This window comes from Microbacterium sp. JZ70 (genome assembly GCF_053903225.1).
This window is the reverse complement of the sequence record NZ_CP096405.1, coordinates 929,038-954,289: the sequence shown is the minus strand read 5'-3', so window position 1 is coordinate 954,289 and position 25,252 is coordinate 929,038. Positions and strand designations below refer to the sequence as shown.

Sequence of the window (25,252 nt, the reverse complement as noted above, 5' to 3'; positions counted from 1 at the left end):
CGTCGCGACACACGAAGCGCCGGCCGCGCTCTCGAGCGGCCGGCGCTTCGTCGTGTCAGGAGTGGATGACGAAGGTCGTCACGCTCTGCGGCGGAAGGGTGGCGACGAAGCCGCCCGCCTTCCCCGTGATCACCGGCTGCTCCTCGAGGTCGCGCGTGGCGTCGGTCAGCCACGATCGCGCACTGCGCACGCGCCGCCCCTGCACCGCGAGTGACGGGTTCGCCGTCGACTCCGACATGTTGACCGCGACGAGCACGAGAAGGCCGTCCGGGCCGATGTACGCGGAGGTGAGGACGCCGGGCTGCGGCTCGCGCGGCGCCTCGACGCGCGTGAACCCGGGGCGGACGAACTTCGCGTAGTGCGACAGCATCCGACCGCGCTTGCTGATCGTGCCGTCCTCGCGCATCGGGCCGTAGAAGCGGCGGATGTACCACCAGACGTACGCCTGGAATTCGGCGTCGGTCATCGCGTGATGGACGTGCTCGGCGACCTTGAGCGCCTCAGGCCAGAGGTCCGCGGAGCTGGAGCTGTTCGGGTGGTAGACCTCGGTCATCCACAGCTCCTTGCCCGCGCCCTTCTCCGCGAACAGCGGGTACGGGAAGTCCTCGTAGGCGGTGCCGTAGAGGTGCGCGCCGATGATGTCGACGTTCGCGAGCGCGGCCGGGTCCTGCAGGATCGGGTCGGACACCTCCTTGACGTACTGGAACGACTCGGGCGCGATCACCCGGCAGTCGATGCGCCCCGCGAAGTCGCGCAGGAATCGGTTCATCTCCTCCGTCGTCCACCACGTCCACTCGTGCGCGTAGTCGGGCTCGTTCTGGACCGAGATGCCGTACAGCTCCACCCCGTTGTCGCGCATGTAGTGCACGAACGCGTTCAGGTGGTCCGCGTACGCGCCATAGGCGTCGTGCCGGAGGCGCCGCGCCTGCGCGGGCGGCGTGTAGGGGGCCGCCATGAGGTAGTCGAGGGCAGGGCCGCCCTCGCCCCGTGTCTCCACCTTGACCGTCCACTGCCCGGGCGTCATGACCGCCTGGATCGACTTCCACGACCACTGTCCTGCTGCGGTCGCGGGGAAGAGCACGTTCTCTGCCACGAGCGCACCGGCGACGTGGATGTCGACGTGCACGTCGCCCGTCGGCGCCGCGTAGCGGAAGGCGAGGTTCTTCGTGCCCGACGACCCGATGATGACGCCGCTGAACTCGACGCTCGCGCCCGTCGCGCCGTCGAACTGCACGTAGCCCTCGCCCTGGTAGCCGGACAGGTCCGTCGCGACGTGCGCATTCACGAGCGCCGCGGCCTCGGCCTCGTACTGGCTGCCGCGCGGCACGTCGTCCACGCGCTCGAAGAACTCCACGAGGTCAGCCGGAGGGTTCCACGGCGACGCGAACACGAGCGCGCCCTTCCCGACCGCCGCCTGCGCCGAGGCGAGATCGCGCGCCCAATTGGCCGAGTCCTCGGGGACGGGGATCCGGAGGATCGTGAACCCGAGATCGTCGACGCCGTTGCCGAAGGCGGTCGCGCACTGGCTCGGCGTCAGCTCGCCGATCCACCCCGCGTGGGTCATGCCGCCGAAGCCACGGATCACCTGTCGGCGCTGCGTGGGCTGGATCACGAGGGAACGGGGCCGGACGGCGGGGGCCGCGCCGTGCGCAGGCCCGGCCGCGAGGCCGAGCACGATGGGCACGGCGGCGACACTGCCCGCCAGGACGGTGCGTCGGCTGATGCCGTCGGAGGATGGCGTCGTTGCCATGGGCATTCTCTCTTTCTCTCGAGTGGTGCGGACAGCACCGCGTCAGCGGCGGAGGACGATCACGTCCGTGGGGTTCAGCACGACGGCCTCCCCCTCGCGGAGCACGCGACCGGTCAGCAGGTCGGTGCCGTCGGCGTGGAGGCGCACCGTCACGGCCTCCGCACCGTGATGCAGCAGGAAGTCGATGACCGCGCCCGACGGAGCCTCGCGCGTCGCGAACTCGAGACCGGGGACACCGGCGTAGGGGCCGGCGAGCCCGTGGCGCTCGATCGCCGACCGTACGACCTGGGTCATCCCCTCCTCGTCGAGGACGCTCCCCACGTACCAGACGTGGCCCTCGCCTTCGGGGCCCCGGATGACGTTCCGCGTCACCGCGGGCTCTCCGGCGTAGTAGTCGGCGCCGTATCGCGCCATCACCTCCGCGCCCTCCGGCACGAGGACCTCGAACACCATCCGGCCCCTCGCGGTCGCCCCGTCCGAGAACCGCACGGGATTCGCCACGGCCGGCTCGGCGGCATCGGTCTCGGCGACCCGCACTCCGGCCATCCGCGCAAGCGGCCCGGGGACGTCGCCCAGGAAGCGCAGATCGTCCTCGTCGGCTCGCCCCGACAGACAGCCGATGATCACCGTTCCGCCTCGCTCGGCGACGGCGTGCAGCCGCTCAGCCGTGTCGCCCGCGACGAGATGGAGCAGGGGCGCCGCGACGACGTCGTAGGCGCCGAGGTCGGCGGTCGGCGGCACCACGTCGAGCTGCGCGCCGGCCTCCCAGAAGGGGCGCGCCCACTCCGTGACCGTCGGAAGGTACCTCAGCAGGCGATTGGGACCATCCGCCATCTCGACCGCCCACCAGGACTCCCAGTCGACGACGATCGCGCAGCGCGCGCTGGTCCGCGCGCCGAGCAGGGCGTCGCCGACCGAGGCGAGCTCGCCGCCCAGTGCGGCGACCTCGCGGAACGTGCGCGTATCGAGTCGCCCGGAGTGGTCGAGGACCGCCCCGTGCGTCATCTCGCAGGCTCCGCGTGAGGCCCTCATCTGGAAGAAGAGCACGGAGTCGGCGCCATGCGCGACAGCCTGCCAGGACCAGAGCCGCATGATGCCGGGTCTCCGCTGCGGGTTCACGTCGCGCGAGGCCGTGACCGACGGCGTCTGCTCCATGAGCCAGAACGGAGCCCCGTCTTTGAGCCCGCGCATGAGATCGTGCGCGAGCGCGGTGCCCCACGGCTCGTCCATCCGACGCGGGTAGTTGTCCCAGGAGGCGAAGTCGAGATGCGGCGCCCAGCGGTGGTAGTCGAGCGGCTCATAGAACCCCATGAAGTTCGTCGTCACGGGGCGGTCGGAGTGCGCCCGGATCGCCGCCTTCTCGTCGGCGAACTGTCGGATCGCGTTGTCCGTCGAGAACCGCCGATAGTCGAGCGTGATGCCCTGGAACGCGGTCTTCCCCTCTCCGCCCCAGTGCTCGGTCAGCGCGCTCGGCGCCTCGATCTCGTCCCAGTCGGTGAACCGATGCGACCAGAACGTCGTGTTCCACGCCGCGTTGAGCTCGTCGAGCGTGCCGTAGCGGCGGCGCAGCCACTGGCGGAACTCGGCCGCGCACAGGTCGCAGTAGCAGCGGCCGCCGTACTCGTTGCCGACGTGCCAGGCGACGACGGCAGGATGGTCTCCGTACCGCTCCGCGAGGCGCTCGGCCATCCGCGCGGCGAGCCGTCGGAAGTCCGGGGAGCTCCAGCACGCGTTGTGCCGCTGTCCATAGCGGTGCCGACGGCCGTCGAAGTCGACGCGCGTCGTGTCGGGGTAGGCACGCGCCATCCACGGCGGGATGGCGCCCGTGCCGGTCCCGAGGCAGACGGTGCGGCCCTCGTCGGCCGCGCGCCGGATGATCGCGTCGAGCGTCGAGAAGTCGAATCGTCCCTCCTCTGGCTCGGTGAGAGACCACGTGAAGACCCCGACCGTGAGGGTCGAGATGTGCGCGGCGTCGAAGGCCCGGTGATCGCGGTCCCAGACATCGCCGTCCCACTGCTCGGGTGAGTAGTCGCCTCCGTACGCGATGCGGTCGAGGCGCGGCAGGCGCGCAGGCGACGGAGGGGCGACGGGATGGCCGAGGACAGAGCGGGACGGGACGGGGCGGGGGCGCCGCTCAGGCATCGCGCGTGAACCTTCTCGTGACGTCGGCGAGCACGGGGCGCGCCATGAGGGCGAGGAGGGCCGCGAAGGCCCAGAGGAGAAGCAGGACGAGGAGCTCCGACGCCGCGAGGACGAGGAACCCCGCCACGACCAGCAGGGACAGGACGCCCAGCGAGAACCGCCACTGCGACGCGATCTGGACGACGGCGATGCGCGCGGCGTCGCGCGTGCGGAAGCGGAAGCCTGCGGTGAGGACGACCATGTGGCCACCCCACAGGAGGATCAGCGTGCCGAGCACGACGAGCGCGGGCCGGAGCGCCCCGCCGCCGTCGACGCTGTCGAGATGGATGAGGTTGAAGGTCAGCAGCGCGAGCGCTGCGGTCGCAGGGGTCGCCCAGCGAAGGGTCTGGACGGCATCACGCCGATACGCACGGAAGAAGTGCCGCCCCGGGGAGAGGTCGGTGCCAGGGACCCTCACCGCGGCGACCCCGGCGACGAGGGCGGGAGCGACGGGGAGCAGCGCGATCACGAACAGGGGAAGATTCGACGGGTCGCGGTCGAGCAGCATCACCGCGACGATCGAGGGCAGCGCGGCGAGCAGCAGCTGCGCCTCGAGCACGATCATCCGGTAGATGGCCGCCGCGCCCCGCGAGAGGGGCCCGCGGCCGATCTCGTCGGCGCTGTCGCCGCGCGACGACGTGCGGTTCTGTGTGTCCATGTCCTCAGCTCCCTTGCGTGAGGGAAGGCGGCCGGCCGGTGCGGACGGCCGGCCGCCTCCGATCAGCCCTCGCTCTGCGTGCGCTCGAGCGCCGCGTTGATCGTGTCGACGAGCTGCGTCGACCCCAGTCCCTCGAGCTCGGTCACATACGCGTCCCAGTCGTCCTCGACGGAGCGCTGCCCCGTGATGAACGAGGCGGTCGCGGCGTGGACGGCGTCCGTGAGCTGCGTCTGCAGGAGGGAGGTCTGCTCGAGCTCGATCTCGTTGAGCAGCGGCGCGGGAGCCGTCGGCAGCTGCTCCTTCTTCTCGAGCTGCTGCGCGGTCCACTCGGCGATCTCGTCGGTCATCATCGAGAGCACGAGCTCCTCGGATGAGCCGTTGGCGAGCAGGAAGACGCCGTTGCTGTAGCCGTAGTCGGCGTTCAGCAGCTTGGGGGCGCCGGCGTTGATGGAGCTCCAGGCGATGTCGTCCATGAGCTTGCGCGTGCCATCCGCCTCGCGCGTGAACGTCTCGCCCTCGACGCCCCACTGCGCGAACTCGAGGCCCTCGTCGGAGTAGTAGAGCCAGTCGACGAACTGCAGGAGCGCCTTGAAGTACGGCTTCTCGGCGGCCTCGCTCGAGATGAGGATGCCCGACGTGAATCGACCGCTCGGGAGGTTGTCGCCGGCGGGGCCGCCCGGGATGGAGATGAGGCGGATCGGGACGTCGCCCTGCCCCGAGTCGGCGAACTTCTGGCGGTACTCCGCGATCACCTGGGTGTTGCCCGAGATCGCGGCGGACTTGCCCGAGATGAACTTCTGCACGGCCTGGTCGTCGCTCTGGGTGATCTCGGGGTCGAGGACGCCCGCCTCGACGAGCGCGGCGGCGTCCGCCACGAGCTCCTTGTACTCATCGGACGTGCCGGTGAACACGTACTCCCCGGCCTCCTCGTCGTACCAGGTGTTCGCGTATCCCCATCCGGCTGCGGTGTCGTAGTTGGGAGCCATGACGCTCAGGAGCGAGCCGAGGGGCGTGGCGTCGGTCCACCGGTCCGACATCGCGTAGTCGAGCTCGGGGTTGGCCTCCTTGACCTGCTCGAGCTGCTCGAGGTACTCGTCCCAGGTCGCCGGGTCCTCCGTGATGCCCGCCTTCTCCCAGAGGTCCTCGCGGATGACGACCGAGTACTGGACGTCCGGCACCTCGCGGAGGCCAGGGAGGTGATAGATCTTCCCGTCCTCCTGACGACGGTTCTGCAGGTCCTCCTCCAGACCCCAGTCCTCGATCTTCTGCTGGAAGTTCGGCATGTAGTCGAAGTAGTCCGAGACAGGGAGGATCGCTCCGCCCGAGACGAACTGCGTCTCCGTGCCGGCGTACGTCGACGAGATGATGTCGGTCGCCTCGCCGCTGCCGATGAGCAGGGACTTCTTCTGGTCGTAGTCGGCCATCGGGATGTCGGTGCGGGAGAACGTGACGTTGTGGTCCTCCTCGAGGTGCTGGAAGACCGACCAGTCGTCCTTCACCGGGTAGTTCGGGTGATCCCGGTACATGAGGGAGAAGTTCACGGGCTCGGTCGCCTTGAAGGTGACACCGGCCTCGAAGTCCTCCATGGCGCCCACGGAGTGCGCCTCGTCGATCGTGACGCCGTCGTCTCCGACGGCCTCCTCGCTCGGCGTGGCGGAGCAGGCGGACAGCGCGACCGCGACGGCGGCGAGGCCCGCAGCACCGACGAGGGTGTGGCGAGTGATTCTCATTGTGTTTCTCCTCTAGGTGAACGTCGTCGTTCGACGTGGGGGAATCAGCCCTTGACCGACCCGAGCATCACGCCCGAGACGAAGTAGCGCTGGATGAAGGGGTAGAAGCAGATGATGGGCAGGACGGTGAGCAGCATCGTCACGGCCTGGATGTTCGAGGCGATCTGCGCGGCCTCGCCGCCCACGGCCTCCTGCGCGCCCGTCGCCGCGGCGATGAGGTTGCGCAGGTAGATGGTCACGGGGAAGAGCGACTTGTCATCCATGAAGAGGAAGGCGCTGAACCACGAGTTCCAGATGCTCACGGCGTAGAACAGCGTCATCGTCGCGAGCACGGCCTTCGACAGCGGCAGCACGATCCGGAAGAAGATGCCGTATGTCGTGAGCCCGTCGATCGCGGCGGCCTCCTCGAGCTCCTCGGGGAAGTTCTCGAAGAATGACTTCATGACGAGCAGGTTGAAGACGCTCAGCGCTCCCGGGACGACGACCGCCCAGATGCTGTTGCGCCAGCCGAGGTAGTTCGCGATCAGGATGTAGTTCGGGATGAGCCCGCCGCCGAAGAACATCGTGAAGACCGCGATGCCCACGAAGAACGTGCGCCCCTTGAGGTACGGCTTGCTGAGGGCGTACGCGTACGTCGTGGTGATCGCCATCGCGATGATCGTGCCGACGATCGTGTACAGGAACGTGTTCCCGTAGTTCGTCCAGAACATCTCATCGCTCATGACCACGCGGAACGTGTCGATGTTGAAGCCGCGCGGGATGAGGTTCACCTCGCCGGCCGCGATGTACCCCTCGGACGAGAACGCCTTCGCGACGAGGTTGATGAACGGGTAGAGCGTGACGGCGCACACGAGCACGAGGGCGATCGCGTTGACCACGCGGAACACGCGGTACCCGAGCGACTCGCGGATGATGCCGGTCTCCCGGCGGACGTGCGCGATGTCGGGCTTCTGGGGAAGGGCTTCGGTCACCACAGCGAGGTACCCACCATTCGTCGAGAGAGGGCGTTCGCGCCGAGCACGAGCACGAGGCCGATGACCGCCTCGAAGAGGCCGATCGCGGTTCCGTACGAGAACTGGGCCGACTGGATGCCGACGCGGTAGAGGTAGGTCGAGATCACGTCGGCCGTCGAGTAGATGAGGGGGTTCTGCAGGAGCAGCACCTTCTCGAATCCGACCGCCATGAACGAGCCGATGTTGAGGATGAGGAGCACCATCATGGTCGGCTGGATGCCGGGCAGCGTGATGTGCCACGTCTGCTGCCAGCGGTTCGCGCCGTCGATGCGGGCGGCCTCGTACAGCTGATCGTCGATCGTCGTGAGGGCCGCGAGGTAGAGGATGGTCCCCCATCCGACGGTCTGCCACACCTCCGACGAGACGTAGATCGAGCGGAACCACTCGGGCCGCTGCATGAACGGCACGGGGTCGCCGCCCATCGCCTCGACGACCTGGTTGATCGTGCCGTTGAGCGCGGTGAGCTGGAGCACGAGACCCGCGACGATGACGATCGACATGAAGTGCGGGAGGTACGAGATGGTCTGGACGATCCGCTTGAACCGCCGCGAGCGCAGCTCGTTGAGCATGAGCGCGAGGACGATCGGCAGCGGGAAGGTGATCAGGAGCGTGAGCGCTCCGAGGATCACCGTGTTCCAGAACACGGTCCAGAACTGCTGGTTCGAGATGAACGCCTCGAAGTAGTAGAAGCCGACCCACTCGTCGCCGAAGATCGAGCCGCCGGGGCGGAATCGTCGGAACGCGATGACGTTGCCGAGCATCGGCACGTACCGGAAGATGAGCAGGAAGATCACCGGTGCGATCAGGAACGTGTAGAGGCGCCAGTCGCGGGCGAGAGCGCGCCGCCACGTCTGCTTCGCGCGCGGCGTGCGATCGCGCCGGAACAGCCGCCGCTTCGCGCGCGCTGTCGTGATGAGGCGCGTCGCGCCCCCTGCGGGCGGGGCATCCCCGAGCCGCAGGGGCGCGTCAACGGATTGCGTCATTCGGAACTCCACATCCTCGTGGTTCTCAGGCGAACGGGTCGCCGCTAGGGAGTGAGCAGGATGGCCTCGGACGGCGAGGTGAGGACGGTCGCGTCGGCCTGCGCCTGCAGGCTGAGCTCGGCCGCCTTCAGCGCGTGCGCCTGGCTCATGGCGGTCTCGGTGCCGTCGATGCAGTCGCGGATGAGCTGCCCGAAGTACGGGAACCCGGTCATGCCGTTCGCGTTGAAGCGGTACTGCCCCTCCTGGTTGACGAGGAGCACCTGGCCGCCGCCGTTGTCGGTGGTGATGTCGATGTACTTGCGCAGCTCGATGTACCCGTCGGTGCCGAGCAGGAGGGTGCGTCCGTCGCCGAACACGCCCAGGCCATCCGGTGTGAACCAGTCCACGCGGACGTACCCCGTGGCGCCGTTGTCGAGGATGACGTGCGCGTCGCCGAAGTCCTGGAGGCCCGGGGTCTCGGGGTGCGCGTAGTTCGCGATCGTCGAGGTCGACACGCGGCCGTCCGCCGCGCCGGTGTAGTGGAGGATCTGGTCGAAGTTGTGACTGCCGATGTCGCAGAGGATGCCGCCGTACTGGGCCGGGTCGTAGAACCAGTCGGGCCGGCCTCCTCCGATGCGGTGCGGGCCGAAGCACACCACCTGCAGGACCCGCCCGATCGCCCCGCGCTGGATGAGCTGATCGGCGAGGATCGCGGCCTCCGAGTGCACGCGCTCGCCGTAGTAGACGGCGTACTTCAGGCCCGTCCGCGCGGTGGCCTCGCGCACCGCCTCGAGCTGCGCGAAGGTCGTGAGCGGCGCCTTGTCGACGAACGCATGCTTGCCCGCCTCGATCGCGCGCAACCCGATGGGAGCACGCTCGGAGGCGATCGCCGCGGTCGCGACGAGCCGCACGTCGGGGTCGTCGAGAACCTGCTGCTCGCTGGATGCGATGCGGGCCGTCGGGTACTTCTCGGCGAACGCGGCGGCGCGCTCGGGGTTCTCGTCGAAGACCCACGTCACCGTCGCGCCGGCGCCGAGGAGTCCGTCGGTCATCCCGAAGATGTGACCGTGGTCGAGGCCGACGGCCGCGAAGGCGAACTCCCCCGGCGCGACGGCGGGCTGCGGAAGCGGGTCGAAGGTGTACGGATGGCTCATCGGGGGTTCTCCTGGTCTGTCACGTCGTAGGCGCGGATCCGTCCGCACATTCCGAAGGCGCGCTCGCCCGCGGGCGAGGACGCCTCGTGCACCCGGGCCTCGCGCAGGTGGGCGACGTCGCCCCGCGCGATCGCCTCGGTGAGCGCGAGGGAGCGCTCCGCCTGGGCCAGCGGCCGCTCGCGCACGAGCTGCCCCCATGCGGCGGCGCGATGCAGGACGAGTGCACCGGCCGCCGCATGGAAGTCTTCAAGGGGCCGGCGGTCGCCCGCGACGACCGCGTCGCGCAGCACCTCGAACCCGGTCACCGCGAGATCGCGGCGACGGGCGGCGCGCTCGGCGCGCCCCTCCGCCTCGCCCAGCGACGCCGCCTCGGCGTACGCGTCGGCGTTCCCGACGATCTCGGCGGGAAACGTCATCACGGCGTCGCCCGCCTCGGGAAGACCCGCGTTGCTCATCAGCACGAGCACCTTCAGCCCTCCGCGGTTCACCGCGCGGTGGATGGTGCCGGGGGTGAACCACACGACGGACCCGGGCTCGAGGTCCGTCTCGCGGAAACCGTCGCCGTCGATCGTCTGCAGCGCGCCGCGCCCCTCGACCACGAGGTACGCCTCGGTCGACACGAGATGCATGTGCGGGCTGCCGCCGCAGATGCCGTCGGGCGCCGCGCCGTCGTAGATGTCGAGGTGCGACAGCGAGGTGCCGCCCGGGAACGATGAGGCGCTCATGATGCCGCCTCGACGAGGGACGCCTGCTTCTCGTAGAAGTGCGGAGCGTGCTCGACGAGCTGGCCGGCACGGTAATAGGGGTCGTCGGCCTTGAGGGGCAGCTCGACGAACGCGCGCTCGATGCCCGCCTTGTAGATCGCCGTGACGACCTCGATCGCGTTGCGACCATCCCGCCCATCCGCGATCGGCGCGCGCCCGTCGCGGATCGCGCCGAGCAGATCCCCGATCTGCCCCTCGTGCCCGTAGTGCCCCAGGGGCTCCTTCGCCGCCGCGACCGCCTCGATCTCGGCGACCAGATCGGCGTCGCCGCCCTTCGCGGGGAAGCCGCCGCCATCCGCGCGCTCCGCGATCACCTTCCACGGCTGCGAGACCCGCGCCTTCTCGCCCTGGATGACGATCTCCTGCTCCTCGCCGTGGTGCACGACGGAGCTCGTCAGCTGCGCCAGGCCCCGCTCATAGCGGAACACGGCGACCGAGAGATCCTCGACCTCGCTGTTGTCGTGCTGCGCGTTCGCGAGCATCGCGGTGATCTCGGTCGGACGACCGAGGAGCCACAGCAGCAGATCGATGTGGTGGATCGCGTGGTTGAGGGTGCAGCCGCCGCCCTCCTTCTCCCACGTGCCCCGCCACCAGAGGTCGTAGTACGGAAGACCGCGCCACCACGCCGAATCCACACGCACATGCGAGATCGTGCCGAGCAGGCCCGACTCCACGACCTCCTTCAGGGTCGCGAGGTCGTCGCGGAACCGGTTCTGAGCCACGACCGACAGCACCTTGCCCGAGCGCTCCTGCGCCGCGAGCATCGCGTCGCACTCCTCGAGAGACGGCGCCATCGGCTTCTCCACGAGCACGTTCACGCCCCCGTCGAGGGCCGCGATCGACAGCGCGGCGTGCGTCGACGGCGGCGTCGCGATGCTCACGAGGTCGAGCCCCGCCTCGGCGATCATGCGAAGAGGATCGTCGTACCCCACGGCGTCGGTCAGCCCGAACTCCGCCGCCTTCTGCGCGGCCTTCCCGGGCATCACGTCGGCGAGCGCGACGATCTCGCACTCCTCCGGGAACGCGAGATACCCGCTGATGTGGGCACTCGCAATGCTGCCCGTGCCGATGATCCCGATTCTGAGCATTGCTTCCTCGCAAGTTCTACTACGTATTACTAAGACGTAGTAGGTAGTATGGACTCATCGCGTCCGCTCGGTCAAGAGGTTTTTCGGGGCAGGATGTCGAAGATGGGGGATCGAGGGATGGCGAAGCGCCCGACCAGCCACGACGTCGCGCGACGAGCGGGGGTGTCGCAGTCGACGGTGTCGTTCGTGTTCACGGGGCGCAGCGGCATCTCGGAGGCGACCCGCGAGCGGGTCCTGAAGGCGGCTGCCGACCTGAACTACCGCCCCAATCTGGCGGCGCGATCAATGCGCACTCAGCGCACCGGCCGCATCGCGGTCGTCATCCCGGTGACAGGTCTCAACCTCTTCCCCGTCCTCGAGGGCGCCGTCTCGACCGCCCGCGATGCCGGCTACGTGGTGGAGGTCCTCAGCCTCTCCCGCTCACCCGAGGAGCGAGAGGGCGAGCTCGCGTCGCTCATCGACTCGACCGAGTACGAGGGCGTCCTCTCCTTCAGCCCCATGCGGACGCCGCGCGTTGCGTCCGACGCCGCAGTGCCGGTCTTCCTCTCGCTCTCCGAGTTCGACGAGGAGATGCACGCGACCGGAGCCTTCAGCGACGCCCGCCCGGTCGTCGAGATGATGGAGCGGCTGGTCGAGCTCGGGCATCGCCGCTTCCTCCACGTCGCCGGCCCCTCCGACTTCCCCGCCGCCGTCGCCCGACGCGACGCCTATCTCGCGACGATCGACCGGCTCGGCGTGGAGTCGCTCGGCGTCGTCGGCGGCGACTGGAGCGGGGTCACCGCGAACCGATGCGTGAGCGAGCTGCCCGACGACGCCCCGCCGCTGGCGATCCTCGCGGCGAACGACGTCCTCGCAGCCGGCGCGATCCGGGCGGCTGTGTCGCGCGGATGGTCGGTGCCGGGCGATGTGAGCGTCACCGGATGGGACGACCTCACGATGAGCGCGCACTTCATCCCGTCGCTCACGACGGTGTTCCAGGACCGTCAGCGACTCGGCACCGACTCCATGCGCCGCCTGATCGCGGCGATCCGCGGTGAGACGCCGCCCGAGCAGGAGGCCGTGCTGCAGCGCGTCGTCTGGCGGGAGTCGGTCGCGCCGCCCCGCGCGCGCTGAGCGCGCCTCAGGCGGTGGCGGCGCCGCTCGGCGCCGCGAACTCCTCGAGGGCCTCGATCGTGTCGGTCGAGAGCTCGAGGCGGCTCGCCGCGATCGCATCGTCGACCTGAGCCGGACGCGAGGCTCCGATGATCGCCGTCGTCACGACGGGATCGCGCAGCACCCAGGCGATCGCGAGCTGCGGGATCGACACACCGGCTTCCCGCGCGATCGCGTCGATCCCCCGGATGCGCCGAAGATAGTCGTCGGTGATCGCCGACTCGTTCAGGAAGAAGCTCCCCGCCGCTCGAGAGTCAGCGGGGACGACGCCGTCGATGTACTTGCCGGTCAGCAGACCCTGCGCGAGCGGCGAGAACACGGCGCTGCCGACCTGCAGCTCGCGCAGGAGCGGGAAGAGCTCGGCTTCCGGCGTGCGGTCGAAGAGCGAGTACCGCGGCTGATGCAGGAGCAGGCGCACGCCCTCTCCGGCGAGCAGCTCGTGGGCGCGCCGCGCGAGGGGCGCGGGGTAGTTCGAGATGCCCACGTAGAGCGCCTTGCCGCTGCGCACGATGTCGACGAGCGCCTGCATCGTCTCCTCGATGGGCGTCTCGGGGTCGACGCGATGCGAGTAGAAGACGTCGACGTAGTCGGTGCGCATGCGCGTCAGGCTCTGCTCGAGCGAGCGCATGAGGTACTTGCGCGAGCCGCCGTCGCCGTAGGGCCCCGGCCACATGTCATAGCCGGCCTTGCTCGTGACGAAGAGCTCGTCGCGGTAGCGCCGCAGGTCGGAGTCGAGCACCGTGCCGAAGGTCGACTCGGCGGCGCCGTAGGGCGGCCCGTAGTTGTTCGCGAGGTCGATGTGCACGACGCCCCGATCGAAGGCGTGCAGGAGGATCTCGCGCTGGCTCTCGATCGAGCGGTCACGCCCGAAGTTCTGCCAGAGGCCGAGCGAGACGCGCGGCAGCTTCACCCCGCTCGCGCCGGCGCGGAGGAACGGCACGTCGTCGTAGCGCGACGCCGAAGCGACGTGCGGCGCGTGCAGGCGGGGGTCGTCGGCGGCGATGGGCATGGCGCTCCTCTGCGAGGCGGATGGGATGGTGCGTCAGACGAGGACGCCGGCAGGGCGATGCTACCGCGGGCGCGGCGTGCACTTCGCGGGCCGACGCAGCTCGCGGAAGGGCCGCCATCTCGCGCAGCGCCCGGTCGTCGGAGCGCACGTGTTCTGGCGGACGCTCGGCCGTCAGGGCGAGGTGTCGGGTGAGGCCGTCGCCCTCTCCGCAGCCGAATCGGCGGCTGACTGGCTCGCGCGCCCGACCGCGGGGGCCGCAGTCGATCCCGACTGGCAGGCGTGGGCCATCCGCCCGGATCGCGTCGAGTTCTTCCAGGCCGCGCACGATCGCGACCACGTGCGCGTCGTGTACCTGCGCGACACCGGCGGATGGCGGCGCGAACGCGCGTGAGCGTCAGGCCGGGACGGCCTCGAGCGCGGTGCGCGTGCGCCGGCCGAGCAGGCCCGTGACGACGAGGAGCGCGATGACGACGCCCATCACGATCCAGCCGGGCGCGCCGAGCACGGTTGCGAGCGCTGCGTCGTCGCCCGGCCCGTTCCACAGCACGACGACCGATGCAGCCGTGTTGAGCGCTCCGTGGCCGACCGCGGCGGGCCACACGTTGCCGGTCCAGTACCGCGACCACTGCAGGATGACGCCGACGAACAGCGTGAACACGACCATGAGCGCGAGGCCGGCGGCATCCGGGCGCGCGAAGTTGTAGCCGAGCAGGATGACCGGCGCGTGCCACAGCCCCCACACGATGCCGATGAGGATGGCCGAGGGCCAGAATCCGAGCGGCGCGAGCGCGGTCGTGAGGAACCCGCGCCATCCGAGCTCCTCCCCGAACGCCGACACGGTCGCGACGACCGTGTTGACGGGGATGGCGGCGAGCGTGACGGCCATGTAGACGTCGGTCGTCATGCCCTCCGGGAGGAACGGCGCGATCTGCGACAGGCTCCAGTCGGGGTGCGCCCATCCGAGTGCCGTCGCGAGCAGCAGCGACGCCACGGCGATCGCGGTCCAGGCGACGGGGAACAGGAGGAACAGCGCGATCTTGCGGCCCACCGGCCGGAAGGGCACGAGCCCGAGGTAGTGCGCGCGCCGCCGCGGTCGCCGCACGAAGAACGTCGCGACGAGCGCCGCGACCGTGGGCGTCCACATCATGGCGGCCATGAGCGGCAGCGCGAGCGGCGAGCGGAGCCCCTCTCCGCCGAGCCACAGGGGCAGCGTCACCACCCAGGCGAGGGCGAAGGCGATCACGAGGAAGGTCGCGACCGCGCCCCACGGGACGCGGGTGGTCTCCGGCATGCTCTCTGCGCTCGTCATGCCCCCAGCGTGCCCGGCCGCGCGCCCGGCGCGCCTCCCCCTCGGGGCGGAGTTCCGGGGATCCCCCGCACGGCGGAGGTCAGCGCGCGGCGGCGGCCTTCCGCTCTCGACGCGCCTTCCACCATGCCCAGAACCGCTCGAGCTGCCGCCTCAGCCATCCGGCCGCGCGCTTCGCCCAGCCGAACTCGGTGCCGAGCACCGCGAGGCCCGCGAAGACGATGAGCCACCCGGGCCCGGGCAGCGGCACGAGCAGCAGGCCGCCGCCGGCGAGGACGCCGCCCACCGTGCCGACCGCGATCCGGTACGCGCGCTCGACGGTGCGGCTGCGCCCGATCGCGCGGCGCGTCGCGCGCCCGGCGCGCACCAGGGCGGATGGCCGCGGAGCCGGCCCGTCGAGGTGGGCGCCCGCAGTCGAGGTCGCCTGAATCGCATCCCGTTCCATGACGGGATTCCACACGATATATCTCGAAGGGCGCTGGGTGTTCAGGAACCCTGCGTCTGCTCCACCCATTCGAGGTACTCCTCGGACACGGTGCCCGTGACGTAGCGCCCGTCGAAGCAGCTCATGTCGAGGTCGTCGAGACCCCGCCCCGCGGTGCTTCCCTCGAGGATCGCGGCCTTGAGGTCCTCGACCTCCTGGTACACGAGGTGGTCGCAGCCCAGCTCCGCGGCGATCTCGGGGATCGACCGGCCGTGCGCGATCAGCTCCTTGCTCGACGGCATGTTGATGCCGTACACGTGCGGGTAGCGGACGGGCGGCGCTGCCGACGCGAAGGTGACCGACCGGGCACCCGCATCGCGAGCCATCTGGATGATCTGCTTGCTGGTCGTGCCGCGGACGATCGAGTCGTCGATGAGCAGCACGTTCTTGCCCTTGAACTCGCTCGACATCGCGTTGAGCTTCTGGCGCACGCTCTTCTTGCGCACGGCCTGGCCCGGCATGATGAACGTCCGGCCGACGTAGTGGTTCTTGTAGAAGCCCTCGCGGTACTCGATGCCGAGCACGCGCGCGACCTGCATCGCCGCCGGACGCGACGAGTCGGGGATCGGCATGACGACGTCGATCGCCCCCTCGGGCACGTGCTTCTCGATCGTCGCGGCGAGCTTCGCGCCCATCCGCAGGCGCGCCTCGTACACCGAGATGCCGTTCATGATCGAGTCGGGGCGCGCGAGGTAGACGTACTCGAACGAGCACGGCGACAGCTGCGGCGACTCGGCGCACTGCTTCGAGAACAGCTGCCCGTCGTTGGTGATGAAGATCGCCTCGCCGGGCTCGACGTCGCGGACGACCTCGTAGTCGGCGTTCTCGAGGACGAGCGACTCGCTCGCGACGACCCACTCGTCGCCGCCGTCCTCCGCCGTGCGACGCCCGAGGATGAGCGGCCGGATGCCGAACGGGTCGCGGAACGCGAGGAGCCCGTACCCCGCGATGACGGAGATGACGGCGTACGCGCCCTCGATGCGCTTGTGCGTGCGCGCCACCGCCTCGAAGATGCGCTCGGGGTCGAGGTCGACGGGCGACGTCGTCGCCTGCAGCTCGTTCGCGAGCACGTTGAGCAGGAGCTCGGTGTCGCTCGACGAGTTGAGGTGGCGGCGGTCGCGCTGCGCCATGTCGAGCGTGAGCTCGCGGGTGTTCGTGAGGTTGCCGTTGTGGATGAGGATGATGCCGTACGGCGCGTTCACGTAGAACGGCTGGGCCTCCTCCTCACTCGAGGCGGTGCCCTTGGTCGCGTAGCGGACGTGGCCGAGGCCGACGTTCCCGAGGAGCGAGCGCATGTCGCGCGTGCGGAAGCCCTCGCGGACCATCCCGCGCGACTTGCTCATGTGCATGACGCCGCTCGGCTCGGCCGTGGCGATGCCCGTGGCGTCCTGGCCGCGGTGCTGCAGCAGGAGAAGGGCGTCGTAGATGTCCTGGTTGACCGGGCCGCGCCCGACCGCTCCGACGATGCCGCACATGTGGGGTTACTTCGCTCCGTCCGCGTATGCGCCGACCAGGCGGACGGCACCGCCGTCGACGCCCTTGGCGCCCTGTTCGAAGGCGCCCTCGGGGCGCTCTCCGGTCTTGACCGTTCCGACCTGCCACGCGTCGATCCCGTCGGCGGCGAGCGCCGAGACGGCCGCGTCCACCCGCTCGGGGGCCAGGACCGCGAGGAAGCCGATGCCGAGGTTCCACGTTCCCTCGCTCGACTCGAGCGAGGTGCCGGCGATGTCGCTCAGCACGCGGAAGACGGGCGAGGGCGACCACGTCGAGCGGTCGACCTCGGCCCACGTGCCGACCGGGAGCACCCGGGCCAGGTTGGCTGCGATGCCGCCGCCGGTGACGTGGCTGAGCGCGTGCACGTCGTCGCCGAGGGACTCGATGAGGCGCAGCAGCGGCGAGGTGTAGAGACGCGTGGGCTCGAGCAGCGCCTCGCCCCAGGTCGCGCCGAGGTCGTCGGAGCGGTCGGCGTAGCCGATGCCCGCGCCGGAGAGGATGTGACGCACGAGCGAGTAGCCGTTGGAGTGCAGGCCGCTCGAGGAGAGCGCGAGCACGGCGTCGCCGTGGCGCACGCGCTCGGCGCCGAGCACGCGGTCGGCCTCGACCACGCCCGTCGCGGCACCCGCGACGTCGTAGTCGTCGACGCCGAGGAGGCCAGGGTGCTCGGCGGTCTCGCCGCCGACGAGGGCCGTCCCCGTCGCCGCGCACGCCTCGGCGATGCCGCGCACGATGTCGGCGATGCGCTGCGGCACGACCTTGCCGCACGCGATGTAGTCGGTCATGAAGAGCGGACGGGCGCCGACCACGACGATGTCGTCGACGACCATGCCGACGAGGTCCTGGCCGATCGTGTCGTGCTTGTCGATGGCCTGCGCGATCGCGACCTTGGTGCCGACGCCGTCGGTGCTCGTCGCGAGCAGCGGGCGACGGAAGTCGCGCAGCGCGCTCGCGTCGAAGAGCCCGGCGAACCCGCCGACACCGCCGAGGACCTCGGGGCCGTGCGTGGCGCGCACCGACGACTTCATGAGCTCGACGGCGAGGTCGCCGGCAGCCGTGTCGACGCCGGCCTGGGCGTAGGTGGATGAGGGGGTTTCAGCCGCAGCTGCGGTGGGATCGAAGACCACCGGACAAGGATAGCGGCCGCTCGCTGTGCCCGGATTCAGGCTTCGTCGACCTGCTCGTGCGCGACGTGCACCTCGCGCGTGCGCCGGCCGATCGTCCAGTCGAGCACGAGCGCGACGAGCATCCCGAGGAGCACACCCGCGGGCACGCACCACAGCATGATGAAGCCGAACGCCTGCGACGGCGAGTAGACGACCTTCGTGAAGGGGCTCGCCTCCCCCGTGCCGTCGAACACGGTCGACAGGATGAGCGCGGCGATGATGCCGACGGCGGCCCCGAGCGCGGCGAACACGCTGTACTTCGGGGCGCGGCGCACCTTCGCCACATCGGCGTCGGTGTGCGCTGCGGAGGTCTCGGCCATGGTCGGTATTCTCCCCCGGCATCCTGGGAACCGTCTCCCATCGGGGGACGAGCCGGGAACCGTCAGAAGAGGACCGGCAGGAGCATCGAGATGTCGGCGCGCGTGCCGGAGGCCGAGATGCGGCCCGCTGCGGCCTCGTCCTCCCAGCTGCGCTCGCCGGTCGCGACCGCGATCCACGTGACCGGGTCGAGCTCGACGACGTTGGGCGGGGTGCCGCGCGTGTGGCGCGGGCCCTCGATCACCTGCACGGCGCCGAACGGCGGCACGCGCACCTCGACGCTGCCGCCGGGCGCGCGCTCCTCGAGCAGCTGCAGGAGGTAGCGGACGGCCGTGGCGAGGTCAGTCCGCTGCGGCCTGCTCCCCTGCGCGACGGCGGCGCGCACGGCCGCGATCGCGTCGCGGCCGTCGCCCGTCGGGATCCTCCGTGCCATCCCGTCAGCTTACGGTCGCCTCCGCGTAGGAGGCGGCCCAGGTCAGCACACGGTCGGCGCTCTCCTCGTCGGAGAGGTCCTCGATGCGCGTCATGATCGACCACCGCACACCGTACGGGTCGCGGATGGAGGCGAATCGGTCGCCCGAGACGAAGTCCTGCGGCGCCTCGCGCACCGTCGCACCCGCGGCCACGGCGCGCGCGACGACGGCATCGACGTCGGGGACGTAGAGGGCGATCGAGAAGTGCGCCGCGTCGCCATCCGGCTGCGGGACGGTGCCGAAGGCCGCCATCGCCTCCCCCACCTCGAGCCGCCCGCGCCCGCCGAAGTCGAGCGTCGCGTGCGAGACGACGGGCTCGCCGCTGTCGCCGGGCATCTCGACCGCGTACAGCTGCCGGGCGCCGAGCGCCTCGGTGTAGAAGCGCACGGCACTGCGCGCATCCCGCAGAGCGAGGAAGGGCGTGAGCGCGGTGACGGTGCGAGGGGTTCCGTTGTCGGTGTGCTCGCCGTTCGCGGCGATCGTGTTCTCTGCCATGCCCCGACGCTAGGTCGGGGGCTCGAGGCCGCGCTTGAAGATTCGCGCCATACTCGGACGCGTGGCCGACGACCCCCTGTTCCGGAAGGGCGATCTCACGCCGCGCCCCGACGTGCGGATGGTGCGGGTCGCGGCGTCGGCGGAGCTCGCGCCGGTCATGCGCCAGTGGTGGCAGCCCTCGTGGGATCTGCCCGACGGGGAGGTGCGCGCGCAGCATGTGCTCGGCTACCCCGTCGCGAATCTCGTCGCGGAGGACGGCGCAGCCCTGCTCTACGGTCCGACCACGACGCACGGGGTCCGCGAGCTGCGCGGCACGGGCTGGGCGCTGGGCGCGCTGCTCACGCCGGCGGCCGGGCGTCACCTCGCGACCCGCCCCTTCGCGGCACTGGTCGACACGTGGGAGCCGGTCGCCGTCGAGGGAGCGGTCGACCGCCCGGACACCGCGCGCGAAGCCCTGACCGAGGCGCTCCGCCGCGTGCTCGAGCGGCTCGACGACGACGATCTCGCGGCGAACGCGCTCCTCGAGACGGTCGAGGGGGATCCGACGCTGCTGCGCGTCGCCGACCTCGCCGAGCGCATGCACCGCTCGGTCCGCTCGCTCGACCGCCTCGCCCGCCGCAGCTTCGGCCTGCCGCCCGCCGCGATCATCCGCCGCCGCCGTCTGCAGGACGCGGCCGAGGCCGTCCGGCTCGCGCCGGATCGCCCGCTGCGCGACATCGCCGCAGAGTTCGGCTTCGCCGACCACGCCCACCTCACGCGCGAGTTCTCGTCGGTCCTCGGGTTCACGCCGTCGGAGTACCGCGCGGGGCCGTGAGCGTCATCGCGTTTCCGCGCCCGGAAGCGCCTCGGTAGGCTTCTGCGCGTGAAGATCCTCGTTCTCGGCTCCGGTGCGCGCGAGCACGCCATCATCCTCGCCCTGAAGTCGGAGGATGCGGGCCACGAGCTGCTCGCCGCCCCCGGCAACGCCGGCATCGCCCGCGACGCCCAGATCGTCGACGTCGACATGCTCGACGGCGCGGCCGTCACCGAGTTCGCGAACGAGCACGGAGTGAACCTCGTCGTCGTCGGCCCCGAGGCTCCGCTCGTCGCCGGCGTCGCGGATGTGCTGCGCGAGCACGGCATCCCCGTCTTCGGCCCGGGCAAGGCCGCCGCCGCGCTCGAGGGCTCGAAGGCCTTCGCGAAGCGGATCATGGAGGAGGCCGGGGTCCCGACGGGCCGCGCCACGCACGCACGCTCGCTCGACGAGGTCGCCGCCGCGCTCGACGCGTTCGGAGCGCCCCACGTCGTGAAGGCCGACGGGCTCGCCGCCGGGAAGGGCGTGATCGTCACCTCCGACCGACAGGCGGCTCTCGACCACGCCGCCGAGTACCTGCCGACCGGGCCCGTGCTCGTCGAGGAGTTCCTCTCGGGGCCCGAGGTCTCCCTCTTCTTCCTCAGCGACGGCGACACCGTGCGCGCCCTGAGCCCCGCGCAGGACTTCAAGCGCGCGCTCGACGGCGACGAGGGCCCCAACACCGGCGGCATGGGCGCCTACTCGCCGCTCCCGTGGCTGGCCGAGCGCTTCGGCGGCGAGGACGCCTTCGTCCAGCACGTGACCGACGAGGTCGCGCTGCCGGTCATCCGCCGGCTCGACGAGGAGGGCACCCCCTTCATCGGCCTCCTCTACGCGGGACTCATCGTGACCGAGGCGGGCGTGCGCGTCATCGAGTTCAACGCGCGCTTCGGCGACCCCGAGACGCAGGTCGTCCTGCCGCGCCTCGTCACGCCGCTCTCGCGCCTGCTCCTTGCGGCGGCGACCGGCACCCTCGAGGACGAGCCAGCGCCCGCGTTCTCCGACGACGTCGCCGTGACGGTCGTCGTCGCGAGCGAGGGCTACCCCGAGTCGCCCGTGACGGGTCGGCCGATCACGGGCATCGTCGAGGCCGAGGCCATCGCCGGGGTGCATGTCGCGCACGCCGCGACCGCGCAGGCCGACGACGGCGGACTCATCGCGACCGGCGGCCGCGTGCTCAACGTCGTCGCCCGCGGCGCCGACTTCCGCGAGGCGCGCGAGCGCGCCTACCGAGGCATCGCGGAGATCCGTCTCGAGGGCTCCCACCACCGCACCGACATCGCGGCCCGCGTCGCCCAGTAGACGCGGCAGGCGCAGGGCGGGAGGCGCACGGCGGGAGGCGCACGCTGCCCGCGGCGGGTGTGCGTCACCATCGCCGGGCGCGCTCCCAGTTGCGGCAGGGCTGAGAGGAGCCTCGCGTCACGCCCGCGCACGCGGGGATCGTCTCCGGCTCCGCCTCCTCGACCAGCACGGGCTCGCCGTCGTCGTCGACGCTCCAGTGCTCGGGTGTCCAGAGATGGCGCGCGGGCGCGTACGCGTTGAAGAGCACCTCGCAGTCGCAGAAGCCGCCCATCCCCTCCAGGCGCGCCTCGAGCCCCGTCGCCCGCGGCGCGCGCTCGTCTCGGAACCGCCGCGCGAACCGCAGCGTCCCGTCGCATCCGAACTCGGTCATCATCCGGTTCAGGTAGCACACGAGGCACTCGACCTCGCGTGGTGTCGTCAGACCGTCGGACAGCGCCCGGACGATCTGCTCGGCCTCATCGCCGACATCCTTCGTCTCCATGCGCAGAACGTACGGCCGACCGCCGACATCCGCGGATCGGCCGCTCAGCGCACGGCGAGACGCACGCGTGCGGAGGGCCTCGAGCCCTCGGGGGCGAGCGCAGCGAGCGTGCGCAGCAGCGTCGTGAGCCACACGAACGCGAGCCCCACCGCGACGGCCTCGAGACCGGTCGCGGAGTAGATCGCAAAGGGCCGCCACAGCAGGACCGCGACGACGAGGCCCACGGCCACGCCGGCCGACGTCACGGCGAGGGCGCGAGGGCGGCCGGGGATGATCCGGATGGTCGCCACCGCCAGCGCGCCGAGGAGGGCGAGGAGGGCGAAGGCCGCGACGTTGTGGGCGAGCTGCGCGCGGTGGACCGGGAGCAGCCCGACGCCTGCGAGCGCGGCGCCGGCGAGCGCGAACAGCACGACGATCCATCCGATGCGGCCGAGCGCGTCGTCGCCGAGGATCCGGTGGAGGTCGCGGCCCACGTACGAGCCGACCGTCGCGAGCAGGAGCCCTCCGACGACGAGCGTGCCGTTGAAGGCCCATGACGTCTGCCCGCCCGCGCCCAGCTGGGAGAAGTTGCGCTCCCACCACCGCGGGTCGGCCGCGGTGAGCATCGAGAACAGCGTCCCCGTGATGAGGAACGCGAAGAGCAGGGTCACGAGCTCGCGGGTGCGCAGGCGCATGCCGAGGCCATATGCGAAGCCTCCGCTCGCCGCTGAGGCGATGCCCGTGAGGAGCCCTCCGCCGAGCGGCGGCACCTCGAGCCCGTGCAGGCCGATCGCGAGCACCTCCCCCGCGCACAGCACCGCCAGCGCGCTCACACCTGCGACAGCGAGGGCGACCGCGGCATCCGAGACACGCGACACGGCGGTCTGCCACGGCGGCATGCCCGCGGTCTCCGCACCGCGGAAGCGCACGGTGCTCATCGCGAACGCACCCGCGGCGACGAGCGCCGTCACGGCCGCCGCGGGGAAGCCGATCGACCCCTCTCCGGCAAGCGGCCGCGCGACGCCCCACAGCAGCGCCGACCCCGCGAGCGCGCCGACGATGAAGCACACCCACGACGCCGCCGTCACGGCGGACTCGGAGCGGAGGGCGTCGACGTCGTTCACGCGTCCATCGAAGCACGCGGGTCGGACGTCAGGCGGAGCCGCCGCCCCACCCAGGTCGCAGAAAGCGGCCCCAACCGGCCGATCAAGGCCGCGAACCGCGACCCGAACGGCTAGCACCCAACCCAGGTCGCAGAAAGCGGCCCCAACCGGCCAGTCAAGGCCGCCAACCGCGACCTGAACGGCCACCATCCATCCCAGGTCGCAGAAACCGGCCCCAACCGGCCGCTCAAGGCCGCCAACCGCGACCTGAACGGCGCCGCCCCACCCAGGTCGCGGCAACCGGCCCCAACCGGCCGATCAAGGCCGCCAACTGCGACCTGAACGGCCACCATCCAACCCAGGTCGCAGAAAGCGGCCCCAACCGGCCGATTAAGGCCGCCAACCGCGACCCGAACGGCCACCGCGGGGCCACCGCTGCGGCCGTCGGAGCCGCGGCGCGAGCGTCAGTGCCGCGGCTTGCGCGGGGGCCGGTCGTCGCGGTCGCGGAAGCCGCCGTCGCGCGATCCGCGGCCGCGGCCATCCCGATCCCCGCGGTAGCCGCCGCGCCCGCCGCCGTCGCGGTCGTCGCGGAAGCGCCCGCCGCCACGCGGTCCGCCCGTGCTGCGGAACGGACGCGGGTCGGGCTTGAGCTCGATGAGCTGGCCGCTGATGCGCGTGTCGGCGAGGCGGTCGAGCGTCTCCTGGGGCAGGTCGGCCGGCAGCTCGACGATCGAGAAGTCGGGGCGGATGTCGATGCGACCGAAGTCGTCGCGACGCAGCCCGCCCTCGTTCGCGAGGGCGCCCACGATCTGGCGCGGCTCGACCCGCTGGCGCTTCCCGACCTCGATGCGGTACGGGGAGTACTGGCCACCGCCGCGGGGGCGGCGCTCCTCGCGTCCGCCGCGGTCGTCGTCGAAGCGGCGTTCGCGATCCTCGCGCTGCGCCCGCTCGCGCCGGGGCGGGTCGGGCGGCAGAAGGAGCGGCGTGTCGCCTTGCGCGACGACCGCGAGCGCGGCCGCCACGTCGGACTCGACGACATCGTGGTGGTTGACGTAGTGCGCGATGATGTCGCGGAACTCCGCGATCCGCTCCTGGTCGGCGAGCGCGGCCGTGATCGCGTCGTCGAAGCGGCTGAGGCGCGTGACGTTGACGTCCTCGGCGGTCGGGATCTGCATCTCGGTCAGCGGCTGCCGCGTCGCCTTCTCGATCGCGCCGAGCAGGCGGCGCTCGCGCGGCGTCACGAAGCTGATCGCGTCGCCCGTGCGGCCCGCGCGGCCCGTCCGGCCGATGCGGTGCACGTACGACTCCGTGTCGATGGGGATGTCGTAGTTCACGACGTGCGTGATGCGGTCGACGTCGAGGCCGCGCGCGGCGACATCCGTGGCCACGAGGATGTCGAGCTTGCCCGACTTGAGCTGCTCGACCGTCCGCTCGCGCTGGGCCTGTGCGATGTCGCCGCTGATCGCCGCGGCCGTGTAGCCGCGGGCGCGCAGCTTCTCGGCGAGCGTCTCGGTCTCGCTCTTCGTGCGGACGAAGACGATCATCCCGTCGAAGTTCTCGACCTCGAGGATGCGCGTGAGCGCATCAACCTTCTGGGGGTACGACACCATGAGGTACCGCTGGGTGATGTTCGCCGAGGTGGTCGTCTTGCTCTTGACCGTGATCTCCTCGGGGTCGTTCAGATGCTGCTGCGAGATCCGACGGATCTGCGCGGGCATCGTCGCCGAGAAGAGCGCGGTCTGCTTGTCGTCGGGGGTGTCGGCGAGGATGGTCTCGACGTCCTCCGCGAAGCCCATCTTGAGCATCTCGTCGGCCTCGTCGAGCACGAGGAACCGCAGCTCCGACAGGTCGAGGGTGCCCTTGTCGAGATGGTCCATGACGCGGCCCGGGGTGCCGACGACGATGTTCACGCCGCGACGGAGGGCCGACAGCTGCGTGCCGTAGCCCTGTCCGCCGTACACGGGCAGGACGTGCACGCCCTTCATGCGCGCGGCGTACTTCTCGAACGCCTCGCAGACCTGCAGCGCGAGCTCGCGCGTGGGCGCGAGCACGAGCGCCTGCGGCGTCTTCTGCGTCGTGTCGAGCTGGTCGAGGATGGGCAGCGCGAACGCGGCCGTCTTCCCCGTTCCCGTCTGCGCGACGCCGAGGACGTCGCGGCCGCCGAGGAGAAGCGGGATGGTCTGGGCCTGGATGGCGGACGGGGTCTCGTACCCGACGTCCTTGAGCGCCTTCAGGACGGCGTCGCCGAGTCCGAGGTCGGAGAAGGTCGGCGTGCTCTCGCCCTCGCCGTCGATGGGCGTGTCGGTCGGATCGGTTGAAGCCATGTGTCCACGGTATGCGGCCCCGGCCGATTCCGCG

24 protein-coding genes are annotated in these 25,252 nt (G+C 71.0%); 4 read left to right on the top strand and 20 right to left on the bottom strand.

Features of this window, described 5'->3' with window-relative positions:
• Positions 1-55: 55 nt before the first annotated feature.
• The 9 genes from M1D46_RS04275 to M1D46_RS04235 all read right to left on the bottom strand — a co-directional run bounded on the left by M1D46_RS04275 (position 56) and on the right by M1D46_RS04235 (position 11,300).
• Positions 56-1,750: a CBM35 domain-containing protein gene (locus tag M1D46_RS04275; RefSeq protein WP_456286721.1), complete on the bottom strand. Its 1,695-nt coding sequence runs from the start codon at positions 1,748-1,750 to the stop codon at positions 56-58.
• Positions 1,751-1,792: 42 nt separating this feature from the next.
• Positions 1,793-3,892, bottom strand: a complete 2,100-nt coding sequence (locus M1D46_RS04270) for a beta-galactosidase (RefSeq protein ID WP_456286720.1) — start codon at positions 3,890-3,892, stop codon at positions 1,793-1,795.
• Entirely contained in the window at positions 3,885-4,589 is a 705-nt protein-coding gene (locus tag M1D46_RS04265) for a hypothetical protein (protein WP_421075032.1), read from the bottom strand. Before M1D46_RS04265 ends, M1D46_RS04270 begins: the two co-directional genes overlap by 8 nt.
• A 62-nt stretch (positions 4,590-4,651) precedes the next feature.
• Complete coding sequence (locus tag M1D46_RS04260; protein ID WP_282979319.1) at positions 4,652-6,319, bottom strand: ABC transporter substrate-binding protein; 1,668 nt, start codon at positions 6,317-6,319, stop codon at positions 4,652-4,654.
• Positions 6,320-6,363: 44 nt separating this feature from the next.
• Complete coding sequence (locus tag M1D46_RS04255; protein ID WP_416383278.1) at positions 6,364-7,293, bottom strand: carbohydrate ABC transporter permease; 930 nt, start codon at positions 7,291-7,293, stop codon at positions 6,364-6,366.
• Positions 7,287-8,315, bottom strand: coding sequence for an ABC transporter permease (locus tag M1D46_RS04250; RefSeq protein ID WP_271173483.1), 1,029 nt, complete (start codon positions 8,313-8,315; stop codon positions 7,287-7,289). The genes M1D46_RS04255 and M1D46_RS04250 overlap by 7 nt, the downstream gene beginning before the upstream one ends.
• A 44-nt stretch (positions 8,316-8,359) precedes the next feature.
• Positions 8,360-9,448, bottom strand: a complete 1,089-nt coding sequence (locus M1D46_RS04245; protein ID WP_324012846.1) for a Gfo/Idh/MocA family protein — start codon at positions 9,446-9,448, stop codon at positions 8,360-8,362.
• On the bottom strand, positions 9,445-10,173 hold the full coding sequence (locus M1D46_RS04240; RefSeq protein ID WP_455969152.1) for a cupin domain-containing protein: 729 nt from the start codon (positions 10,171-10,173) through the stop codon (positions 9,445-9,447). Before M1D46_RS04240 ends, M1D46_RS04245 begins: the two co-directional genes overlap by 4 nt.
• A complete protein-coding gene (locus M1D46_RS04235; RefSeq protein ID WP_456286719.1) occupies positions 10,170-11,300 on the bottom strand; it encodes a Gfo/Idh/MocA family protein in 1,131 nt (376 codons plus the stop codon). Before M1D46_RS04235 ends, M1D46_RS04240 begins: the two co-directional genes overlap by 4 nt.
• Positions 11,301-11,417: 117 nt before the next feature.
• Between M1D46_RS04235 and M1D46_RS04230 the strand changes: the two genes are divergently transcribed.
• The gene (locus tag M1D46_RS04230) at positions 11,418-12,413 is read left to right on the top strand and encodes a LacI family DNA-binding transcriptional regulator (protein ID WP_456286718.1); all 996 of its coding nucleotides are present in this window, start codon (positions 11,418-11,420) and stop codon (positions 12,411-12,413) included.
• A 7-nt stretch (positions 12,414-12,420) separates the two neighbouring features.
• On the opposite strand, the gene M1D46_RS04225 is transcribed toward M1D46_RS04230, so the two are convergent.
• Positions 12,421-13,461 carry an aldo/keto reductase gene (locus M1D46_RS04225; RefSeq protein ID WP_456286717.1) on the bottom strand — a complete coding sequence of 347 codons (1,041 nt, stop codon included), beginning with the start codon at positions 13,459-13,461 and terminating at the stop codon, positions 12,421-12,423.
• A gap of 25 nt (positions 13,462-13,486) precedes the next feature.
• On the opposite strand from M1D46_RS04225, the gene M1D46_RS04220 reads away from it, so the two are divergent.
• Positions 13,487-13,852 carry a pyridoxine 5'-phosphate oxidase C-terminal domain-containing protein gene (locus M1D46_RS04220; protein WP_456286716.1) on the top strand — a complete coding sequence of 122 codons (366 nt, stop codon included), beginning with the start codon at positions 13,487-13,489 and terminating at the stop codon, positions 13,850-13,852.
• A gap of 3 nt (positions 13,853-13,855) precedes the next feature.
• On the opposite strand, the gene M1D46_RS04215 is transcribed toward M1D46_RS04220, so the two are convergent.
• From M1D46_RS04215 to M1D46_RS04185, 7 genes are all read right to left on the bottom strand, one after another.
• The gene (locus tag M1D46_RS04215; RefSeq protein ID WP_456286715.1) at positions 13,856-14,770 is read right to left on the bottom strand and encodes a CPBP family intramembrane glutamic endopeptidase; all 915 of its coding nucleotides are present in this window, start codon (positions 14,768-14,770) and stop codon (positions 13,856-13,858) included.
• 79 nt (positions 14,771-14,849) lie between these two features.
• Positions 14,850-15,212, bottom strand: coding sequence for a TIGR02611 family protein (locus M1D46_RS04210; RefSeq protein ID WP_456286714.1), 363 nt, complete (start codon positions 15,210-15,212; stop codon positions 14,850-14,852).
• A 41-nt stretch (positions 15,213-15,253) separates the two neighbouring features.
• On the bottom strand, positions 15,254-16,726 hold the full coding sequence (gene purF / locus M1D46_RS04205) for an amidophosphoribosyltransferase (RefSeq protein ID WP_421075018.1): 1,473 nt from the start codon (positions 16,724-16,726) through the stop codon (positions 15,254-15,256).
• A 6-nt stretch (positions 16,727-16,732) separates the two neighbouring features.
• Entirely contained in the window at positions 16,733-17,773 is a 1,041-nt protein-coding gene (purM, locus tag M1D46_RS04200; protein WP_456285256.1) for a phosphoribosylformylglycinamidine cyclo-ligase, read from the bottom strand.
• Positions 17,774-17,907: 134 nt separating this feature from the next.
• A complete protein-coding gene (locus M1D46_RS04195) occupies positions 17,908-18,231 on the bottom strand; it encodes a potassium transporter Trk (RefSeq protein ID WP_271173472.1) in 324 nt (107 codons plus the stop codon).
• A gap of 62 nt (positions 18,232-18,293) precedes the next feature.
• Complete coding sequence (locus tag M1D46_RS04190) at positions 18,294-18,662, bottom strand: sterol carrier family protein (RefSeq protein WP_271173471.1); 369 nt, start codon at positions 18,660-18,662, stop codon at positions 18,294-18,296.
• A 4-nt stretch (positions 18,663-18,666) separates the two neighbouring features.
• A complete protein-coding gene (locus M1D46_RS04185; protein ID WP_456286713.1) occupies positions 18,667-19,197 on the bottom strand; it encodes a VOC family protein in 531 nt (176 codons plus the stop codon).
• 61 nt (positions 19,198-19,258) lie between these two features.
• Here M1D46_RS04185 and M1D46_RS04180 point away from each other — a divergent pair, with 61 nt between their 5' ends.
• Both M1D46_RS04180 and purD read left to right on the top strand, forming a co-directional pair.
• Complete coding sequence (locus M1D46_RS04180) at positions 19,259-20,011, top strand: helix-turn-helix domain-containing protein (RefSeq protein WP_456286712.1); 753 nt, start codon at positions 19,259-19,261, stop codon at positions 20,009-20,011.
• 48 nt (positions 20,012-20,059) lie between these two features.
• Positions 20,060-21,331, top strand: coding sequence for a phosphoribosylamine--glycine ligase (gene purD / locus M1D46_RS04175; RefSeq protein ID WP_456286711.1), 1,272 nt, complete (start codon positions 20,060-20,062; stop codon positions 21,329-21,331).
• Positions 21,332-21,395: 64 nt separating this feature from the next.
• Here purD and M1D46_RS04170 read toward each other — a convergent pair whose 3' ends face one another.
• The 3 genes from M1D46_RS04170 to M1D46_RS04160 form a co-directional block, all read right to left on the bottom strand.
• Positions 21,396-21,812, bottom strand: a complete 417-nt coding sequence (locus M1D46_RS04170) for a DUF2695 domain-containing protein (protein WP_456286710.1) — start codon at positions 21,810-21,812, stop codon at positions 21,396-21,398.
• A 44-nt stretch (positions 21,813-21,856) separates the two neighbouring features.
• Positions 21,857-22,915 (bottom strand): DUF998 domain-containing protein, encoded by a 1,059-nt coding sequence (locus M1D46_RS04165; RefSeq protein WP_456286709.1) that lies wholly within the window; start codon positions 22,913-22,915, stop codon positions 21,857-21,859.
• A 443-nt stretch (positions 22,916-23,358) separates the two neighbouring features.
• Positions 23,359-25,218, bottom strand: a complete 1,860-nt coding sequence (locus M1D46_RS04160) for a DEAD/DEAH box helicase (protein WP_271173465.1) — start codon at positions 25,216-25,218, stop codon at positions 23,359-23,361.
• Between the last annotated feature and the right edge of the window lie 34 nt (positions 25,219-25,252).

Bases quoted from the DNA above. Each gene is read 5' to 3' on its own strand.
- M1D46_RS04270 (WP_456286720.1), bottom strand. From the start codon at position 3,892: ATGCCTGAGCGGCGCCCCCGCCCCGTCCCGTCCCGCTCTGTCCTCGGC.
- M1D46_RS04230 (WP_456286718.1), top strand. From the start codon at position 11,418: ATGGCGAAGCGCCCGACCAGCCACGACGTCGCGCGACGAGCGGGGGTG.
- M1D46_RS04190 (WP_271173471.1), bottom strand. From the start codon at position 18,662: ATGGCACGGAGGATCCCGACGGGCGACGGCCGCGACGCGATCGCGGCC.
- M1D46_RS04265 (WP_421075032.1), bottom strand. From the start codon at position 4,589: ATGGACACACAGAACCGCACGTCGTCGCGCGGCGACAGCGCCGACGAG.
- M1D46_RS04275 (WP_456286721.1), bottom strand. From the start codon at position 1,750: ATGGCAACGACGCCATCCTCCGACGGCATCAGCCGACGCACCGTCCTG.
- purM (WP_456285256.1), bottom strand. From the start codon at position 17,773: ATGAAGTCGTCGGTGCGCGCCACGCACGGCCCCGAGGTCCTCGGCGGT.
- M1D46_RS04220 (WP_456286716.1), top strand. From the start codon at position 13,487: ATGGTGCGTCAGACGAGGACGCCGGCAGGGCGATGCTACCGCGGGCGC.
- purF (WP_421075018.1), bottom strand. From the start codon at position 16,726: ATGTGCGGCATCGTCGGAGCGGTCGGGCGCGGCCCGGTCAACCAGGAC.
- M1D46_RS04210 (WP_456286714.1), bottom strand. From the start codon at position 15,212: ATGGAACGGGATGCGATTCAGGCGACCTCGACTGCGGGCGCCCACCTC.
- M1D46_RS04185 (WP_456286713.1), bottom strand. From the start codon at position 19,197: ATGGCAGAGAACACGATCGCCGCGAACGGCGAGCACACCGACAACGGA.
- M1D46_RS04160 (WP_271173465.1), bottom strand. From the start codon at position 25,218: ATGGCTTCAACCGATCCGACCGACACGCCCATCGACGGCGAGGGCGAG.
- M1D46_RS04225 (WP_456286717.1), bottom strand. From the start codon at position 13,461: ATGCCCATCGCCGCCGACGACCCCCGCCTGCACGCGCCGCACGTCGCT.
- M1D46_RS04170 (WP_456286710.1), bottom strand. From the start codon at position 21,812: ATGGAGACGAAGGATGTCGGCGATGAGGCCGAGCAGATCGTCCGGGCG.
- M1D46_RS04250 (WP_271173483.1), bottom strand. From the start codon at position 8,315: ATGACGCAATCCGTTGACGCGCCCCTGCGGCTCGGGGATGCCCCGCCC.
- M1D46_RS04235 (WP_456286719.1), bottom strand. From the start codon at position 11,300: ATGCTCAGAATCGGGATCATCGGCACGGGCAGCATTGCGAGTGCCCAC.
- M1D46_RS04195 (WP_271173472.1), bottom strand. From the start codon at position 18,231: ATGGCCGAGACCTCCGCAGCGCACACCGACGCCGATGTGGCGAAGGTG.
- M1D46_RS04245 (WP_324012846.1), bottom strand. From the start codon at position 9,448: ATGAGCCATCCGTACACCTTCGACCCGCTTCCGCAGCCCGCCGTCGCG.
- M1D46_RS04215 (WP_456286715.1), bottom strand. From the start codon at position 14,770: ATGACGAGCGCAGAGAGCATGCCGGAGACCACCCGCGTCCCGTGGGGC.
- M1D46_RS04240 (WP_455969152.1), bottom strand. From the start codon at position 10,173: ATGAGCGCCTCATCGTTCCCGGGCGGCACCTCGCTGTCGCACCTCGAC.
- M1D46_RS04260 (WP_282979319.1), bottom strand. From the start codon at position 6,319: ATGAGAATCACTCGCCACACCCTCGTCGGTGCTGCGGGCCTCGCCGCC.